Source organism: Pseudoalteromonas sp. UG3-2 (assembly GCF_037120705.1).
In the GTDB taxonomy this organism is placed as follows: Bacteria; Pseudomonadota; Gammaproteobacteria; order Enterobacterales; family Alteromonadaceae; genus Pseudoalteromonas.
Genome location: NZ_JAWLJU010000002.1, coordinates 3,311,278 through 3,330,067, shown reverse-complemented (window position 1 = coordinate 3,330,067; position 18,790 = coordinate 3,311,278). Strand labels below are relative to the sequence as shown.

Annotated in this window: 13 protein-coding genes; 4 read left to right on the top strand and 9 right to left on the bottom strand. The window is 47.1% G+C overall.

All coding sequences use genetic code 11. From position 1 onward, the window contains the following. Positions 1 to 126: 126 nt before the first annotated feature. The 5 genes from R3P39_RS18165 to R3P39_RS18145 all read right to left on the bottom strand — a co-directional run bounded on the left by R3P39_RS18165 (position 127) and on the right by R3P39_RS18145 (position 7,659). Positions 127 to 1,965: a GGDEF domain-containing protein gene (locus R3P39_RS18165; protein ID WP_336569213.1), complete on the bottom strand. Its 1,839-nt coding sequence runs from the start codon at positions 1,963 to 1,965 to the stop codon at positions 127 to 129. Continuing rightward, positions 1,965 to 2,849 carry a hypothetical protein gene (locus R3P39_RS18160; protein ID WP_336569212.1) on the bottom strand — a complete coding sequence of 295 codons (885 nt, stop codon included), beginning with the start codon at positions 2,847 to 2,849 and terminating at the stop codon, positions 1,965 to 1,967. Before R3P39_RS18160 ends, R3P39_RS18165 begins: the two co-directional genes overlap by 1 nt. Before the next feature lie 155 nt (positions 2,850 to 3,004). Continuing rightward, complete coding sequence (gene metH, locus R3P39_RS18155) at positions 3,005 to 5,632, bottom strand: methionine synthase (RefSeq protein ID WP_336569211.1); 2,628 nt, start codon at positions 5,630 to 5,632, stop codon at positions 3,005 to 3,007. Between the two features lie 10 nt (positions 5,633 to 5,642). After that, a complete protein-coding gene (locus tag R3P39_RS18150) occupies positions 5,643 to 6,722 on the bottom strand; it encodes a homocysteine S-methyltransferase family protein (protein WP_336569210.1) in 1,080 nt (359 codons plus the stop codon). After that, positions 6,712 to 7,659, bottom strand: a complete 948-nt coding sequence (locus R3P39_RS18145; protein WP_336569208.1) for a homoserine O-succinyltransferase — start codon at positions 7,657 to 7,659, stop codon at positions 6,712 to 6,714. The genes R3P39_RS18150 and R3P39_RS18145 overlap by 11 nt, the downstream gene beginning before the upstream one ends. Before the next feature lie 158 nt (positions 7,660 to 7,817). On the opposite strand from R3P39_RS18145, the gene R3P39_RS18140 reads away from it, so the two are divergent. Next, complete coding sequence (locus R3P39_RS18140; protein ID WP_336569206.1) at positions 7,818 to 8,708, top strand: DMT family transporter; 891 nt, start codon at positions 7,818 to 7,820, stop codon at positions 8,706 to 8,708. A 49-nt stretch (positions 8,709 to 8,757) separates the two neighbouring features. On the opposite strand, the gene ggt is transcribed toward R3P39_RS18140, so the two are convergent. Continuing rightward, complete coding sequence (gene ggt / locus R3P39_RS18135) at positions 8,758 to 10,446, bottom strand: gamma-glutamyltransferase (protein WP_442962063.1); 1,689 nt, start codon at positions 10,444 to 10,446, stop codon at positions 8,758 to 8,760. A gap of 283 nt (positions 10,447 to 10,729) precedes the next feature. Between ggt and R3P39_RS18130 the strand changes: the two genes are divergently transcribed. Continuing rightward, positions 10,730 to 10,921, top strand: a complete 192-nt coding sequence (locus R3P39_RS18130; protein WP_336569204.1) for a hypothetical protein — start codon at positions 10,730 to 10,732, stop codon at positions 10,919 to 10,921. An 88-nt stretch (positions 10,922 to 11,009) separates the two neighbouring features. Here the strand turns inward: R3P39_RS18130 and R3P39_RS18125 are convergent, their stop codons facing one another. Next, a complete protein-coding gene (locus R3P39_RS18125; RefSeq protein ID WP_336569203.1) occupies positions 11,010 to 12,740 on the bottom strand; it encodes a hypothetical protein in 1,731 nt (576 codons plus the stop codon). A 904-nt stretch (positions 12,741 to 13,644) separates the two neighbouring features. Then, complete coding sequence (locus R3P39_RS18120; protein WP_336569202.1) at positions 13,645 to 14,634, bottom strand: AraC family transcriptional regulator; 990 nt, start codon at positions 14,632 to 14,634, stop codon at positions 13,645 to 13,647. Positions 14,635 to 14,739: 105 nt separating this feature from the next. Between R3P39_RS18120 and R3P39_RS18115 the strand changes: the two genes are divergently transcribed. Together R3P39_RS18115 and R3P39_RS18110 are read left to right on the top strand one after the other, a co-directional pair. After that, complete coding sequence (locus R3P39_RS18115; protein WP_336569354.1) at positions 14,740 to 15,567, top strand: sterol desaturase family protein; 828 nt, start codon at positions 14,740 to 14,742, stop codon at positions 15,565 to 15,567. Positions 15,568 to 15,641: 74 nt separating this feature from the next. Continuing rightward, a complete protein-coding gene (locus tag R3P39_RS18110) occupies positions 15,642 to 16,679 on the top strand; it encodes an endonuclease/exonuclease/phosphatase family protein (protein ID WP_336569201.1) in 1,038 nt (345 codons plus the stop codon). Between the two features lie 42 nt (positions 16,680 to 16,721). Here the strand turns inward: R3P39_RS18110 and R3P39_RS18105 are convergent, their stop codons facing one another. Further along, the gene (locus tag R3P39_RS18105) at positions 16,722 to 18,590 is read right to left on the bottom strand and encodes a DUF885 domain-containing protein (protein WP_336569200.1); all 1,869 of its coding nucleotides are present in this window, start codon (positions 18,588 to 18,590) and stop codon (positions 16,722 to 16,724) included. Positions 18,591 to 18,790: the final 200 nt, after the last annotated feature.

Here is an 18,790-nt window from a genome sequence, read left to right as displayed (position 1 = left end):
TACCCATAAAGCGGCAGGCAGCTGGTGAAGTGCCAGCTTTACCATAATACGAGTTTGTTCCAAAGGGCAATGAGTATTGCATTTTGTGTAGTTGAACTAGGATATTCAGGGCTTAAATGATTAACTTCAATCAGGATTTAACTGCTTGATATTTGTGCTCAGCTTGAGCTTGCCTTCTTTAATCAGCTGGTGCGCACGTTTTACTAACTTATCCGATGCTATATCGAGCAACTCACTGCCAGTTTCAATACCTACCCAAGCATTACGCTGCGATGCTTTAGCTAGATATAACCCGGCGTCCGCCAGTTCCAGTACTTGCTCCCAACTGAGCTGCTGTGGATGTGCTAGATTAAAGGGGTAAGCTGCAAAGCCAATCGAACAGCTGCAATTAATCGGTTGATCGTTCACCATAAATGGGTAGCTCTCAACCTGTTGCCGGATGCGCTCAATGACAGTGGTAACACGTTGGCGCTCGGTGCCGCTCATTACCAATAAAAACTCTTCGCCCCCCCAACGAACCAGTAAATCAGACTCCCGAGTACACTGCTTTAAAATAGCAGCGAAGTCTTGCAGCACGATGTCTCCTGCGGCATGGCCATAGCTGTCGTTGATGGTTTTGAAGTGATCAATATCAACTATGGCAAACACTAAATCGCTCCGACCATCGGGGCCTGCTTGTTGTAAGCGTTGATCCACTGCTGCAACGGTACCATCAATCACACTAAAAAAATGATGCCGGTTACTTAACCCCGTGAGGCTATCGGTAAAGCTGAGTGTTTGTAGCCTTTGATTTCGCTCCGCCAACTCTTCAGTGCGCTGCGCCACTTGTTGTTCGAGTAACTTGGTGTAACGGCGATTTTGCCAGCGCCAGTAAAAAACCAGTACCAGCGTAAGCGCTAATACCGCAACTAACAACCAACGCTGTTGGGTGAGCTGGGCGTTTTCCAGCTGTTGCTGATGGGCTAAAATTTGCTTTGCTTGAATGGCGTTGTCACGCTCAAGCTCGCTTACGGCTTGCTGCTGTTGCGCTAAGGCGTATTGCGCCTCGAGCTTTAACAGTTTGTTATTACGTTTTTGTAGGTTTAACGCGCGTTTGGTCAATGAAAAACGCTTCAAAAAACGATAGCCCTCAGCGTAGTTGCCAAGCTGAGCGTAGGCCGAAGCCAAGGTCCACTGCAGCTGCGATTGCTGCTGTAAGAAGCGCGTGCCTAAGGTTTCTTGTAAACCTTGCTCAGCCAGGTCAATCGCCGCGGCAAACTCTCCGGCTTGCAATTGCACCCGTGCCGCTAATAAGGCATTTGTAATACGCATTTGTTGATCCTGCGCTACCGACTCGCTGCGACCAACGTGAGCGAGTAGTGCCTCGGCTTGCGGGTATTGGCCCAGTTCAAGATAGGCTTGAGCACGGGTAAGACGAAGGCGATTGGCGGTTTTGTTATCCACGTTTTGTAAATTGATATTGCTGTGTTGCAATGCTAAGCGATAGGCACCTTTATTGACATAAAGTCGCGCCTGCCACAGTGCCACTTGCGCTTTTAGTTGATTGGCTGTGTGCAGTTGTGCGGCCAACTGTGTGGCTTTATTGAGGTAGTCTTGGGCGTGTTTTAGGTTTTCTAAATCAATATCTAAATGCGCAATGGCCAAATACGCTTTTACTTTCAGTGCCGCATCGCCTAATTGATTAGCCAATTGCAGCGCCTGTTTATGTAGCTCGAGACCGCGCTCATAATCACCATAATGCTGTACAATACTTCCCTCAAGTAATAACAGCTGGAGTAACAATGCTTGCTGACCTTGGCCTTTTGCTTGTTGTTTCTGCGCTTTAACCTCTGGCAATAAGTGCAAGTCGTAATTTGCCTCGACCTTGGCTTCAAGCTCAACAAACTGTTCGGCTAAGTCTAGCGCGGAGGTATACGCAGACGCCTGACCGACCAGTAACAACACCGCTAACCAACGTAATGGCATCACTGCTCCTCAACCAACATACTGTGATTAGCCACTTGCCAATTGGCCACTTGGGGATTAATAAAGCCAGACTGCTCTAAGGCTTTTTTTAACACGCCGCGCTGGCGCAATGTTGCTAAGCCACGATTTAACGCTGCAAATACCGCGGCGCCTTCAGGGTGATTCTTACTCACCACAAAATGGCGAGAATCCGGCAACACCACTTTAATACCATTAATGGGCACATAACGTTTATCCGCGTAGTTTAATGTCAGCTCATCACTGACACTAAAGTTCACTAACATGGCATCCACCAGCTCGTTTTCTACCATGGCAAGCATGGTTTCCCAAGGACCAATAAAGCTCACCAGGTTAAGCTCGGTGTTTAATAACGCCCGCCAATCCACTTGCCACCTCGGATTAGACACCACACTTAACTGTTTCAATTGCGAAAAAGGGGTTTGTTGCGCGGCCACATTGTCTTCACTGACATACAAGCCGGCTTCGTAATCGCCAAACTCAACCACGGGTTCGGAGATGTACACAGAGCCGCGGAAATCAACAATATTTTCATGCCACACAGAGCGGGCCAAAATCAAACTTTCACCCGAAAGTAAGTCAGAAAATTCGAGGATGTTGGTTGCAGGTTTAGGCCGAAATACCACTTCTCGTGTTTCACCGCCAAGAAACAGCGCCTGTTGTAATAGCACCATTTCTACGATTTCGATATGGGAGCCTTTGGTAGAGGGGTAAAAGCTATCGACATCAAGGACATGTTTGCCATTTAAAAACTGCTGATAACGCTGGCTGAAGTTTTCACTGCTAATAATATCAACCACCAGTTGATTATTTGCCCAACTCGGTGCCGACAACAAACAAAGTAACCACAACCCCAGTTTTGCCATTATTGTGTGTAGCTCAAATATCGTAATGGATTTTGGCAGTATACTGGAAACATTGTGCTTTTGTTAACCATAAAAATACATAAATTAATAACTTTGGTTGAATGGCTAAACTTCAGTTAGGCCAGTCACAGAGCTCTGAAACTGGCCTAAGCTTATTATTGCGGCTCATAACCAAGGTTTGGCGCCAACCAACGCTCGGCCTCTGCGAGGCTCATGCCTTGGCGGTCAGCATAGTCTGCTACCTGATCGGCTTGGATCCCGGCTACCGCAAAGTACTTTGACTCAGGATGAGAGAAATACCACCCTGATACCGCAGCGCCAGGCCACATAGCATAGGAGCTGGTCAACTTCATACCAAGGCGCTTTTCAACCTCGAGTAACTGCCAAATCTTGGCTTTTTCGGTGTGCTCTGGACAAGCCGGATAACCAGGTGCCGGTCGGATCCCTTGATAGTTTTCGCGAATAAGCTCTTCGTTCGACAGTGACTCATCGGCAGCAAAGCCCCAGTATTCTTTGCGTACACGCTCATGTAAATACTCAGCAAAGGCTTCGGCTAAGCGATCCGCCACGGCTTTGATCATGATTTTATTGTAATCGTCTTGCTGAGCATCAAACGCAGCCGCCAAGTCATCTTCTTCCAAGCCTCCCGTCACCGCAAAGCCACCAAAATAATCTGCCGTGCCTTTTGGCGCGATGTAGTCAGACAAACAATAATTAGGAAAATCGGTTTTCTCGGTTTGCTGACGCAGCTGACACGACCTTAACAGCACTTTATCGCGGCGCTCATCTTGATAAATTTCAATGTCATCGCCAACGCGATTAGCTGGGAATAATCCAATTACTCCCAGTGGCTGTAAATGCCCTGATTGCGCTAAATCATCCAACATAACGTTGGCATCGTGGTAGAGCTTTTGCGCTTCTTCTCCCACCACTTCATCGCTTAAAATACGCGGGTATTTTCCAGCCAACGACCACGTCATGAAAAAAGGAGTCCAATCAATATAATCACGTAACGTTTCTACTGTGACGTCTTTGAACTCAGTAATACCAAGCTTGTTAGGCACCGGAGGGGTGTAGTTTTGCCAATCAATGTTGACCGCATTGTCTCTTGCTCGAGCAAGGGATACCGGCTTGGAGCGGGGCTTTTTGCGCGCCTGTTGGGCTCGCACTTTTTCATATTCAGCGGTGGTTTTAGCTAAAAACTCCGGCTTTTGTGATTGACTCAATAGATTTGATACCACTCCCACCGCACGGCTGGCGTTATTCACGTACACCACACCATGTTGGTATTGCGGCTCAATTTTCACCGCGGTATGGGCTTTTGAGGTCGTGGCACCGCCAATTAACAGCGGAATATCGAAACCACGCCGAGTCATTTCTTTTGCCACATGCACCATTTCATCCAGTGACGGCGTAATTAGCCCTGACAGGCCAATAACATCAGCATTTTCATCAATGGCGGTTTGCAGAATTTTTTCTGCCGGTACCATCACCCCTAAGTCAATCACCTCGTAGTTATTGCATTGCAGCACTACCCCCACGATGTTTTTACCAATATCGTGAACATCGCCTTTAACGGTGGCCATGATCACCTTACCATTAGTCGCCCCCTCTTCTTTTTCTGCCTCAATAAAGGGGTCGAGGTAAGCCACGGCTCGCTTCATCACGCGCGCCGATTTCACCACCTGGGGAAGAAACATCTTGCCGGCACCGAATAAATCGCCGACCACATTCATGCCATCCATTAACGGCCCCTCAATGACCTGGATGGGCTTATCAAATTGCTGGCGACAGGCTTCGGTATCTTCATCGATAAACTCCGTGATCCCTTTCACTAAAGCATGCTCTAAGCGCTTAGCAACCGGCCAGCTGCGCCACTCTAAGTCCTCTTGTTTCTCGGCTTGTGCCATACCAGAGTACTTTGGCGCGATCTCCACTAAGCGCTCACCAGCGCCGGGGTCTTTATTGAGGATCACATCTTCAACGGCATTTCTCAGTTCGCTGGGAATGTCATCATACACCGTCAATTGCCCGGCATTGACAATCCCCATGTCCATACCCGCTTTAATGGCGTGATATAAAAACACCGAGTGAATGGCCTCGCGCACGGGGTTGTTGCCGCGAAAAGAGAAAGACACATTCGACACCCCACCCGACACCTTACAGTGAGGTAAATTCTGTTTTATGCGCCGCGTGCCCTCAATAAATTCAACGGCGTAGTTGTCATGCTCTTCAATCCCCGTGGCCACCGCAAAGATATTAGGATCGAAAATGATGTCTTCTGGCGGGAAGCCAAGTTGCTTCACCAAGATGTCATAGGAGCGGGCGCAGATCTCATACTTTCTGTCGGCCGTTTCCGCTTGGCCGTCTTCATCAAACGCCATTACCACCACAGCAGCGCCGAAACGCTTAATGGTTTTCGCTTGTTGAATAAAAGGCGCTTCGCCCTCTTTAAGCGAAATAGAGTTAACAATGGCCTTGCCTTGAATGCACTTGAGCCCAGCTTCAATGACTTCCCATTTTGATGAGTCGACCATAATGGGCACTCGGGAGATGTCTGGCTCAGAAGCAATCAGGTTAAGAAATTTAACCATGGCGGCTTTGGAGTCCAACATGGCTTCATCCATGTTGATATCAATAATTTGCGCGCCATTTTCCACCTGCTCTTGGGCTACTTCCAATGCCGTTTCGTAATCTTCTTCTAAAATCAGGCGTTTAAATCGTGCAGAGCCTGTGACGTTAGTCCGTTCACCAACATTGGTAAATACTGCGGTTTGGGTCATGGTGAAAATCCTAATTTAAGTTACATGCTTCAAGGCCAGCCAAGCGCATCCGCACTTCAAGCGTAGGTAAGGGCCGTGGCGCGGTGTGTTCGAGTCCTTTGGCAAAGGCGCGAATATGCTCAGGCGTAGTACCGCAACAGCCTCCAACAATATTAATAAAACCCGCTTGGCCCCAGTCGATGATTTCTTGCGCCATTTCTTGCGCTTCTAAATCATACTCACCAAACTCATTGGGTAGACCGGCATTGGGGTGCACAGAGGTATAGGTTTCGCAAACACTGGCGAGCTCTTCGACGTATTGACGCAATAAGTCTGGGCCCAGTGCACAGTTGAGGCCAATGGATATCGGCTTGATATGGCGGATGGAGTTATAAAACGCTTCTGTGGTCTGCCCCGACAAGGTTCGCCCAGAAGCATCGGTAATGGTGCCAGAAATCATCACCGGTAAAGTAACCCCTGCTTGCTCAAATGCTTCTTCTACGGCAAATGACGCTGCTTTAGCGTTTAGGGTATCAAAAATGGTTTCAATCAAAATTAAATGCACACCGCCTTCGATCAGTGCCAAGGTTGACTCGACGTAAGCCGCCACCAATTTATCAAAGGTGATGTTACGAAAACCCGGGTCATTGACGTCGGGAGAAATCGAACAAGTTTTCGAGGTAGGGCCTAAAACACCGGCAACGTAACGGGGCTTATTGGGCTCTTTTGCGGTAAACTCATCGGCCACACTGCGGGCCAGTTTCGCCGACTCAAGGTTAATTTCTCGACTTAAATTCGCCATGTCATAGTCAGCCATGGAAATGGTCGTGGCATTGAAGGTATTGGTTTCAATAATGTCAGCGCCCGCGGCCAAATAATCGCCATGAATTTGTTTGATGATCTCAGGCTGAGTCAGACTTAACAGGTCGTTGTTGCCTTTAATAAGCACGTGCCAGTCTTTAAAGCGTTCGCCACGATAATCTTCTTCCTCAAGTTTATGCTGCTGGATCATGGTTCCCATGGCACCATCTAAAATAAGGATGCGCTGACTCATGGCATGAGCCAGTTGCTGACTGATTTGTTCACCGTTCACGGCAGAATTACTCGGCATAATTGTTAGTCCTTACATCTTGGCTAACCAGGTTGATATCGTATGGGGTGGTCTGGTAAACGTAATAATTTAACCAGTTTGAGAATAACAAAAACGCATGGCTTTGCCAGGTTTTTGATGGCGTCCGACTGGGGTCGTCATCGGGAAAGTAGTTTTGTGGTAAAGGCGCGTTGGCCATTTTTGCACAGTCGCGCTGGTACTCTTTTTCCAAGGTGTCGGCATCGTATTCTGGATGCCCGGTAATATAGACCTGACTTCCTGACTGGTTTTTAAGTAAATACGCCCCCACAGTCTCAGAGCCTGCCAATACCACTAAGTCTTCACAGCGTTGTATTTGGGCAAAATCGATATGACCATAACGCGAATGCGGCACCAGAAACTCATCATCAAACCCTCGAGTTAAAGCACCGTGCTCAAAATAACAATAGTGCTTAAACACCCCACAAAGCTTGTCTTGTTTTAGCTCGCGCTTTAAACCATGGTGATGGTAGATGGCCGCATGAGCCGCCCAACACGAGAACAGGGTCGAAGTCACATGATGCTCGGCCCAATCAAAAAAGTCACACAGCTCTTGCCAATACGTCACTTGATGGTATTCCAGGTGCGCCAGCGGTGCGCCCGTGACAATTAAAGCATCGTAGTTTTTATCTTTTACATCCGAAAAATAGCGGTAAAACATATCCAAATGCTGCTCTGAGTTTTCTGAGCTGCGGTGGGTGTCTAGGCGCAGTAAGTCGACGTTGACCTGCAGCGGCGTATTGGCTAACAGTCGAATAAACTGTACTTCGGTCTCTACCTTGTTGGGCATCAAATTAAGGATAGCAAGGCGCATCGGACGGATTTCTTGAGTTGAAGCCCGACTCTGCGGTATCACAAAAACATTTTCATGACGTAATTGACTAATGGCCGGAAGTTCGTCAGTAACCGTGATTGGCATACCATGCTCCTAAAAAATCGAATGCCGTTATTATGAACCGAAACCAGAAAATATCAACCTCTAGATGGATGGACGTCCAAATACAATTGAGATTATTCTGGCCAATCCACGTATACTGCACGCTGCTAATACATTTTTAATGAGGTACTAAACGACTTATGATTGGACTTGGTGAAGGAGCAGCAATCGCTGCCGCATGTTTATGGGCCTTTTCAACGGTACTTTATAAACGCTTTAGTCACCATCTCAGCCCATTTGAGTTGAATGTCACCAAGGGCGTTATCGCCGCGGCGTTAATGTTATTCGCTATCCTTGTTACCTCAGACACCTTGTTACCTAGCCAACTGTCTAGCTGGGGTTGGCTTATTGCCAGTGGCATCTTAGGCATTGCCATTGGTGATAGTGCCTATTTTGCGGCACTACGAAATATTGGCCCGGCCAGAACCCTGGTGATTGAAAGTTTAGCGCCTGCCATTGCCGGTATGTTGAATATTGTCATATTAGGCGTTTACCTCAGTGCATCAGCGTGGCTGGGCATTATTATTACGACCTTGGGAGTCATGCTGGCGATAAAACCGAGCAAGAGCCAACCGGTGATGGATAAAAAGCACTACCTGCTGGGGGTTGTTTTTGCGTTAACTGCCGCCACATGCCAAGCCGCAGGTATGGTGCTGTCCAAAGGCGCGCTCAACCACGAAAACATCAGCAGTTTGTGGGCAGCATTGATAAGACTTGGCTCTGGTACCTTGTTTGTTGCCATGTTGGTGGCGTTTCTGCGCTCGCAAAGCCTTTATCGCGCCCTGACCCTTAAGCAAATTGATGCTAAAAATTGGCTGTTTGCGGCCATCTTTTTTGGCACTTTCGTAGGCTTATGGCTACAGCTTATTGCGGTAAACCACACCGATCCGGCCATAGCACAAACTATTTTTGCCACCGCGCCTTTGATGGTAATGACTATGGCGGTGATAAAACGTGAGGCCATCACCAAAACCATGATAAGCGGTGGTGTCATCGCATTACTGGGCGTGTTTTTACTGCTACAGGGATAAAAAAAGGGGCTGTTTGCCCCTTATTAACAGCGATTAAGTCGCCGCAGTGTTAATAACCAAGTGCTGCGCTGTCGGCACGTCTGGGATCTGAAGCACCAAATATCCCTTTGTCGGTCAACATAATGGATTGCGTAGAGCCCATGGCATTTTTTTCCGACAAGTTATGTCCTTTTGCTTCAAGTAAGCGTCGAGTGTCGACATTTAAACTGCGCTCAATGCGTATTTCATCTGGTAACCATTGGTGATGAATACGCGGAGCCACGGTGGCTTCGGCAATGTTCAAGCCATGGTCGATGACATTCATAATGATTTGTAACGTGGTGGTAATGATCCGCGAGCCGCCAGGACTGCCTGTAACCAAAAATGGCTTACCGTCTTTCATCACTATGGTGGGTGTCATGGAACTTAAAGGGCGTTTATTGGCGGCAACCGCGTTGGCTTCGCCACCGATCAGGCCAAAGCCATTGGGCACCCCAGGTTTAGCAGAGAAGTCATCCATTTCATTATTCAAAAGTATCCCTGTGCCCGCAGCCACAATGCCGGAGCCATAGCTAAAGTTCAGGGTATAAGTGTTACTTACGGCATTGCCCCACTTGTCGACGACCGAGTAATGGGTTGTTTGGTTGCTCTCATAGGGCAGCAGCGTACCTGGACTAATTGCACTGCTAGGTGTTGCGGTGTCTGGATTAATATCGGAACTGCGTTTTTTTGCGTAGCGCTTATCTATGAGCTCTGCCACTGGCACATCATAAAAATCGGGGTCACCCAAGTATTTACTTCTGTCGGCATAGGCGCGTCTCATCACCTCTGCCATCAGATGGATGGTGGCGGCACTGTTATGGCCGAGCTTTTTAATTGGGTACTGCTCTAACATATTGAGCATTTCAATGATATGCACGCCACCTGAGGAAGGGGGCGGCATGGACACCACTTCATAGCCACGGTATTGGCCCGTCACCGGTTGACGCTCCAACGCGCGATAGTTTTTTAAGTCCTCGAGCGACATAATACCGCCTGCCGCTTGCACCGCGGCAACGATTTTTTCGGCGGTTTCACCTTGATAAAACCCGGCACTGCCGCGTTTGGCAATACGCTGCAGTGAGTCGGCTAAATCCGTTTGTACTAAGACTTCATTAGGTTGGTAATTACTGCCATCTTGCTTATAAAAAATGGCTTTCGATGCCGGTACATCTAACATTCGCGCTCGGATGTAGTCATGTGATAATGAGTTGGCTAAATCCGACGTCACCCTGATACCGTTGCGCGCTAGTTTTATCGCCGGTTGAATGACTTCACTTAGGGTCATGGTGCCGTATTTTTTTAGCGCCAGCTCCATACCCATTACCGTGCCAGGTACGCCTACGGCTAAGCCGTGTTGCAGGCTGAGCTTGGAGTCTACTTTACCGTCCTCGCCGATAAAAATATCTTTATGGGCTTTACTTGGCGCCATTTCGCGATAATCAATAGCAATGGTTTTGTCTTGCTCAGCCAAATGCACCAGCATAAAGCCGCCGCCACCAAGGTTGCCAGCTCGCGGTAAGGTTACCGCAAGGCTAAAGCCAACGGCCACGGCAGCGTCAACGGCATTACCACCTTGCCGTAAAATATCGACACCGACTTGGCTTGCCAGCGCTTCTTGACTGGAAACCATCCCCTGCTCTGCCCACTGTGGCTGAGCGGTAGCTTTGGAGCTAAATATCGCCGTTTCATTGGCGTTCCCCCAAGGCGACAACACCATAGCTGCACTCAACAGGCAGCTAGATAACCATCTACTCACGTTAGTCATAAACAAATCCATCTTGCTAATCTCTGATTTCGCTCAGTGTGACATGGATGAAAATAGCCGACAAACGAACAGAGACAAATCGCATTAAAAACATTTATTTGACAAACTTATCATTTATATTACATTTTAAACTTCCCTGTCGTTCCCTAAAAAGGAAAAGCATTCTTACTGGCAGTGTGAAGATTATTTAACGCACATTGAACCTGTGTGAAATGACAAAACAAAGGAAATGACTATGAAAATTAAATTAGCGAAAAAGCCGCTGAAAAACCTATCGAATAATAAGACCTTAGCGCATAAAGCAACACCGCAAATTGCTGGCGGCTATGATATTCCCACTAATCGCCAAGATTGCTTAACGGCGGCGGTATCATGCTATGGCGATCACAACTGTGCCTTTACAAACCGTTATTATATGTGTGATTAATAGCCGTTGATGACCATTAAGTAAAAAAATGCCGACGTAAAGTCGGCATGTCATTGTTAGTATTGATTGCAGAGTGAACTCAATTAATTTAAGGCTTCTTAAGCACAATATCACTACCAAGCACTAGGCCTTTATCACTGACATCCATGCTTAGGGCTAAGTGCATGTTTTGTTTAGACAGTGCAGCGAATTCTTTGGGTAAGGGTTCGCCAGAAGCCGCCAACATAGCCATTAACGGTTGCATTGCCGCTTGCATGTCAATTTCAAACGCAACCATACCATTCTTCTCCAGTTTCTGGCCGGCCAACTTAGTGGCAACCTGGGTGCTTGTATCGCCACTAAACAACACTAGGTGCTGGCCTTTCAGTGCCAGTTTAACGTCAACGTCCAGAAGCGTTGGCGCTGGAAGGTATTGCTTGATGGATACCGCACTGCCATCCGTAGGAATTTCTAAGTCTGCCAACATTGGTGCCAAACCTTTAGCTGTGTTGACTAGCATCATAGGATCATCGGCCGACAAGCTGAGCAAGGCATCAAATGCCTTAGGCTCAGGTTCACCTTGCTGATTTTGCTCCAAAGTATAAGCAAAAACCGATGCGCTCATGCCTTTAATGCCATTGGCCATCCCAGTCATCATGGCCACAGCCATGGGGTTATTTTGCTTAGCTTGGTTTTGCAATGCGACTAACTCAGCACATTGAAAGTCAGCTTGAGTAAATTGCCGCCAGAGGGTATTCAAGGTCGGTGCAAGCTGCGCAACATCAATACCGTAGGCCATGCTCATCATAGTACTATGTTGCTCTTGCTGCTGAGGAATAAAGCCGCGAAGTTCTGCAAGCGTTGACAACATCTCTGTGTTGTTTGCCACCACAATGGTATCGGCATCAATTTCGACTTGCTCTGGGGTGAAATTAAAGGCTTTTACCCCCATCACGGTTGCCGGCCATTGACTAGCAATATCGCTGTAATCGGCCTGACATGCGGGAGTTCGTACAGCGGCAAGCGTCGTGCTGTCACCTGAAAGCTCAAGAGCATTATCTAACATTCGAGTGAGTGCGGTGTTTTTATTGGCTGTGATGCCGTTGGCAATGGCGATATGGTTAATAAACGCCAGTGCACTGCCATCAAAACCAAACTGCTCAGTGTAGTTTTCTAACTTATTTGTTTCACTTAAAGCTTGTGCAGGCTTGGTAATACCCAGCGCAACCTCAAGATCTTCAGGGGTATTAAATGGCGTGTTAATGGTGGTTGTAACCCAATTTCCTTGTACCGAAGTAACTAATTCAAGCTCCGCTTCGGGTGCCAGCTCTAGCTTGTAACGAGTAATATTAACTCCTTTGATTTGCTCGTCACTAAAGCTAATTTCAGCATCTTGCGCCGCCATTTTAATAGTTGTTAGCAAAGCTTCAGGATCGGCTAGTTCGTATCTGATAGTCGGTAACAACCCAACGGTATAGGCCAGCGCGCGAAAGCTTGAACCAAAGCCTAGAATCTGTTTCATACTTTCAGGTGAAGTTAGCGCCAGATTGTATTGCTCCATTAACGTCGCTAAAAAATCTAGGTTTTTATTGTCTTGCTGACGAAATGCCCCTGTTATTTGCTCAAGCTGTTGAATTTGGCGCAACTCTTTTGGCAAATACGTCATGTATTTACTTTGTTCAAAAGGTGTTAGTTGGCCCCAGAAAACGGCAGTATCGGCAGGGACATAATCAAGTTCTGGGAGGCTGATATGAGCATTAGAACTCGAAGGTTGTGTTGCTATATAGGCACCCACGGCAATCGCCACAGCACCAATACCGGCTAATAGTTTAGTATTCATGGTTTTTCCTTTTCGCTATTCATTGTTTTAGCAATGAATAAAATGTCATCCCTTATATTGCACACTCTGCGAGCAATTTAGGTCGTGTTAAACAATAATTGTACCCATTTAAAAGCAAATTTACTAATACATCATTGGCTATATCTCTCCCTTAATTCCTGACTGCACCACCTAGACAGCACACCCAATATCCTCAAGGTTAAGTGGCTGTCCCGATAAAATGCAGTTCGCTCCTCACTGGTATCCGCCAATGACTGTTAGCTAAAAGCGACGAACCTGCAGCAACCTAACCTCCCTCATCACACCCTCAAGTCAGCAGCCAATTAACATATTTCGCGCCGGGATAGCGCGAAAAAGCATGTCAGGGCCATGGACGGCCCTTACATGATGGTAACGTTAAAATTGGCTGATTACTTGAGGACGATACCAGCTTGGCTTAATACATGCTCAATTCTGAGGGAGTAAATCTGCCACTAACTGCGTTAAAAATTTATTATTTGGCAGCACCAAATTGCAAAATTTTTGCCTTGTTATTGACGAGATTTACTTGCCTCAGAATCGACCCTTTAATTAATCAAACTGGTATTAGTGTGATGCTGGGAGCGCCCTTTCTTTTGCTTACTTTTCTTTGGGCGGCGTCGATAAGTCAGTCGACGCCCATGGACGGGCGTTGAAACCCGTCACGAGGACAACGAAACCAATCCACTAAAGTGAAAAGGTGGCTGTCCTTTTAAAACACTTACATGCTGGTAACGTTTAAAATGTCTGCTGGCTTGAAGTTCCCAAGGTGATGTTGGCAGCGCCCTTTCTTTTGCTTACTTTTCTTTAGCCAAGCATCGATAAAGTCAGTTGACGCCCATGGACGGGCGTCAAAACCCGACACGAGGACAAACCAAATCAACAGTTACGAACTATCACGATACATAAGCCGCAGTGCCGTAGGCGTTTGACCATACTGTTTTTGGCAAAACTTATTCAGAGCACTTTGCTCCACAAATCCAAGCTCTGCCACAATTTCGCTCAGCGGAGCATGTGCTATCATAGTTTCAAAGCGCCTTTTTCGCTCTTGCTCGAGTAACCCTCGAAAGCTTTGTTGCTCTCGTTGTAACTGCCGCTGCAGTGAGCGCACACTTAGGTTGAATAGCTTTGCTATTGCGCTCTGCACCACTGCATCTAAACTTTGTTTGGCTTGCAATACTTGTGTCACTCTAGGAGCCAACAATTGCTGTTGTTGTAGCTGTTGTAGCCCCAATGCCGCCATTTGATCCATATGTTGGTTCAGTTGTTTGTTGGCGCTGATGAGTGGAATACTAAGGTAGTCGCGAGGAAAGTGTATGGCATTTTGCTCAGCATTTGGGTGTATTTCACAGCCAAACCAGCTGCACAGTTGTTGCCGTTCAGAGTCCGTAAGGGCAAAGTTCAAGCTTAACCCACTCGGCGCCAGTTGCGACTTTAAAACCTGTCTTGCGGCACTCACCCAAGCGGTCATATTACGTAATATCGTCTGTTTCCCCACGGCCGTGTTGAGCTGCCAAACAATCGTCATAACGTCGCCATCGCTGTCAAACTTAACCCGACCAATATCGGCAACTAGGGCGTCGTAGCGGCATAATGCCTGCAGCGCTTGCTGCAAGGTATCGCACGTTTCCACTAAATACCCCAACACACCGTAGTCAGCCAGTTGAATGTCTCGCCCCAACTCAAACCCTATTAACGCTTGTTGACTGTACTTTGACGCTTGCTCTAACAGCGCATCATAACTGCTAACTGGCACCCGTTCGGGACGAACATCAACAAGGGGGTGAAAGTCGCTAAATAGCGTTTCTCCTTGAGGCAATCGTTGTATCAGAGCTTGGTAGGCACTGTAAAAATAGATATAGGAAGTTGAGTGCATGATCCATCCTGTCGCATTTGGATAAATTTTTGGCGTTTTCTGGCAAGATTGTCAATAGCAAACATCGTTATGCTCAAACCTCAACTGGTCAAAAATGCATTCGAAATGTTTGATGTTACCCTGTTAATGTTGTTTATAAGCCCTCTTTTCTTACTCTGTATCGCACTGGAGTACCGGCGATATCGTCAGCATTACCGTATTTCAGACTCAATACTAAATACCCTCCTTGCCCTATCGCATCAATTTAGCGATGCTGTGGCTTTATTATTGCTTTTGCCACTTTGCGGGTGGTTACACCAATTTAGTCTTTTTGATATTGAAATAACGCCCTTAACTCTGTTATGTGGGTTTGTTCTGCAAGACTTTTTATACTACTGGTTCCACCGCGCTTGCCATCATATTCATTGGTTTTGGAGCGCCCATGTGGTGCACCACAGCTCCACCTACCTGAACTTTTCCACCGCGTTTCGACAAAGCTTACTGTACCCCATCGTAGGTATGTGGTTGTTTTGGTTGCCACTGATTATGCTCGGTTTTTCGCCTGAGTTAGTGTTTACTATTGTCAGCGTCAATTTAGCTTTTCAGTTTTTTATTCATACTCAGACGCTGGGGAAGCTCGGATGGCTAGAGCACATTTTCAATACCCCAACACACCACTGTGTTCACCACGCCAGTAACCCAGAATACATCGATAAAAACTTCGCCGGGGTACTTATTATTTGGGATAAGCTGTTTGGGACATTTGCCCCTTATCGAGACAACATTCAGATTAAATATGGCATTCGCGGGGAGGCACCAGAGCCACATTTTGTGGCCGTTAACTTTGCCCAGTGGCAGCACATGCTTAGGCTCACCCGCCAAGCCAAGGGCATAAAAGGCAAGTTCCAGGCTTTGTTTGGCTACCCCTCTCACTTGCCTGAGCGAAAACCTTAACGTCGCTATTCATTACTAGGTAACTGAGTTAAGATAAACGTATTGCAGCGTTAACTTCGTGCCAAAGGAGCACCATGAATTGGTTTTTTACCGGGATGGTTATATTTGTTGTTGTTGCCAGCTTCCTCCCCCTCACTCGGCACCCGCATTGGATTGTTCGCTCGTTTGAGTTTCCCCGTTTACAATTGGCTACCATCACTGCAGCGCTCACGATGGCGGTATTTATCTGCTCGCTTTCGCCGGGTTATTTAACGCTGCTGCTACCTTGTTTACTGTGGCAGATAAGTTGGATTTTGCCCTACACGCCCTGCTGGTCAAAAGAAGTGAAAGAGGCCAGCCCGCGTGCACAAAGGCTGCGGATTATTACCGCCAATGTGTTACAAAACAATCGCCAATACCAGCCGCTATTGAGCCTAGTCCGTGAATATAATCCAGACATTTTAGTCACATTAGAAAGCGATCAACATTGGCAAGCACAGTTAGACTCTTTAACCGATATCTTGCCTTATCGTGTTGTCTGCCCCCAGTCCAACCTGTATGGCATGCATGTTTACTCACGATTTAAATTACAGCACACCGCCATCGAATACATTATTGAAGAGAATATCCCCTCGATACACAGCCAAATCAGCTTACCAAGTGGTGTTGCAATCGATTTCCACTTTTTACACCCGGCGCCACCAAGTCCCACCGAAAACGAAAGTGCCGAGCCGCGAGATGCCGAATTAGTGGTGGTGGCAAAACGGGTTGCCAAACACCAACGGCCAACCATTATCACCGGCGATCTTAATGATGTTGCTTGGTCACCGACCACACGTTTGTTTCGCAAAATAAGCGGCCTTTTAGACCCAAGAGTTGGTCGTGGTATGTTTAACACTTTCCATACCCGATTTGCTTTTGCCCGCTGGCCACTGGATCATTTGTTTTGTAGCCACCACTTTCGCGTCAGTGCACTTAAGCGCTTGCCTAAGTTTGGTTCGGATCATTTTGCTTTATACGCTGAGTTAGCCTACGAACCTGAAATAGAGCAACGACATAATGGTTTGCAGCCAGATGAGGCAGACAAAAAACGGGGTGAGGAAATAATCGAAAAGGTTGAAACAACGCCTTAAATCTAGTGGTAAAGCAGCAAACGGCTTTACCACTTACGCGACTTAGCCGGCTTTAACTGCTGTTACCCAAGCCTGCACATCCTCTGCGACTAAAGCCAATGGCCTTGCCCCTTTTAATAGCACTACATCGTGGAAGGCCTTGATGTCAAACTGCTCTCCAAGTTGTTGTTTGGCCCACTCCCTAAGCTCCACGAGCTTTATCATCCCTAACTTATAGCCTAAGGCTTGCCCTGGCCAAGCAATGTAGCGGTCAATGGCCGATACCACATCGCTCATGGCAGTACCCGTTGCTTCGGCAAAGTAGTCAATGGCTTGCTGTCGAGTCCACTTTTTATAATGTAAACCGGTGTCGACCACCAGCCGCGCCGCTCGATATGCCTCTGCTTGCAATCGACCTAAATCACCAAAGGGGTCATTTTTGTACATTCCCATTTCAAAGGCCAACAGTTCAGAGTAAAGCGCCCAGCCTTCAATGTAGCCATTAAAAGAGGCATTTTGGCGCATTAAACCAATGTCCGTTTGCAACATATTCAGTGCGATTTGAAAGTGATGACCCGGTACCGCCTCGTGATAGGTTAAGGTTTTCATGCCAAACCGAGGAACCGCCTTCATGTCTTTCAAATTAATGGAAAATACTCCTGGCCGACTGCCATCTAACGATGGCCCGTTGTAGTAGCCGCCAGGCGCTCCCGCCTCCACGGCTTTGGGTATGCGCTTCACCTCTACAGGTTGTGGTGGTAAGGTAGAAAAGTACTGCGGCGCACGTTCTTCAATGGTCTTAATTTCACCGCGTAAGAATGCTAATAACGCCTCACGCCCAGCATCGCTGTCGGCATATAGAAACCTTTCCTCGTCATTAAGCTGTTGCATGCGCTCAGACACAGAGCCTTGACTGTAACCGTTGGCAGTTAAGATTTCATCCATGCGCTTAGAAATGCGCGCCACTTCAGCCAAACCAATTTGATGGATTTCTTCGGCACTTAAATCCGAATCGGCCAAGTAGGTAATGGCGTGTTGATAAAAGGCTTCCCCATTAGGTTGAGCCCAAATGCCAACCGCTTCTGGGGCTTGCGGTTGCAACTTTTGCATTAACGCTAATACCTGATTGAACTCTGGATAAAGTCGCTGCTCAACGATGGTGCTCGCTTCAGCTACTAGCGCGTTGGCGCTTTGTTCATCCAAACTATCCACAGCTGCGAGCTTATCGGCAAATGAAGTGACCAATGGGTGGGCTGATGGGGCTGGTGCAATAAAGTTGTTCAAATAGCCCAGCGTGTTAGGGAATAATACCTTAGGTAAAATCACGCCCTTTTGCGCGTCCGCCTGTACTTTAGTTGCCACTTGCTGAGTTACTGTGGCAAACGCCTTTAAACGCGCCAAGTAATCCAAAGCGTCTTGTTTATTAGCAATACTGTGTTGATCTTTTAAGACATTGGGAATGTCGAGCAAAGGTCCTGAAAGCTGGTTCACTACATAGGGAAGGTGGCCACCCCAAGTATCGATATACCCAGCTGGAAACCCTTTGAACCCGGCATAATAACGAGCGATGACTTCATTCACTTTGAGATGCAATAAGTCATCAGCGCTTGCCGCCTTACTTTGTAATCGCTTTAATTTTCGCGCAGCCGCATTCATGTCGACTTGCAAAGCCTGCATTCCGACCACGGAATAGTCGGGTAATTTTATACTGTAATTGCCGTATTGTGCGACCGGCAGCCTTAATGAAGTCGCTAATGCTGGCTGATGCGCAATAAAATGTTGCGTATATTGCTCCACCACAGTGTCTATTTCTGCTCGTGATATTGTCTCTGAGCTGGTCACCGCTGGAGTGTTATTCGTTTGAGTACTTTCTTGTGCACAGCCAAGCAACCCTAGGGTAACTGCCGCAGCAACCAGGCTAAACCTTTTCATTATGACGCCTCTATTATTATTATTTATTGTACTACCAATCCGTATTAATGCTTACGCAATTTAAGGGCGTTAAGTGACGCTAACTGCTTTAAAAGTAACTTGCTTCAACGCACATACACCTATTAATTAAGCGTATTGGTATAATCAACCAATATCGACACTGCGATACCACCTTGCGCAGCTATTTTATTAACACATTT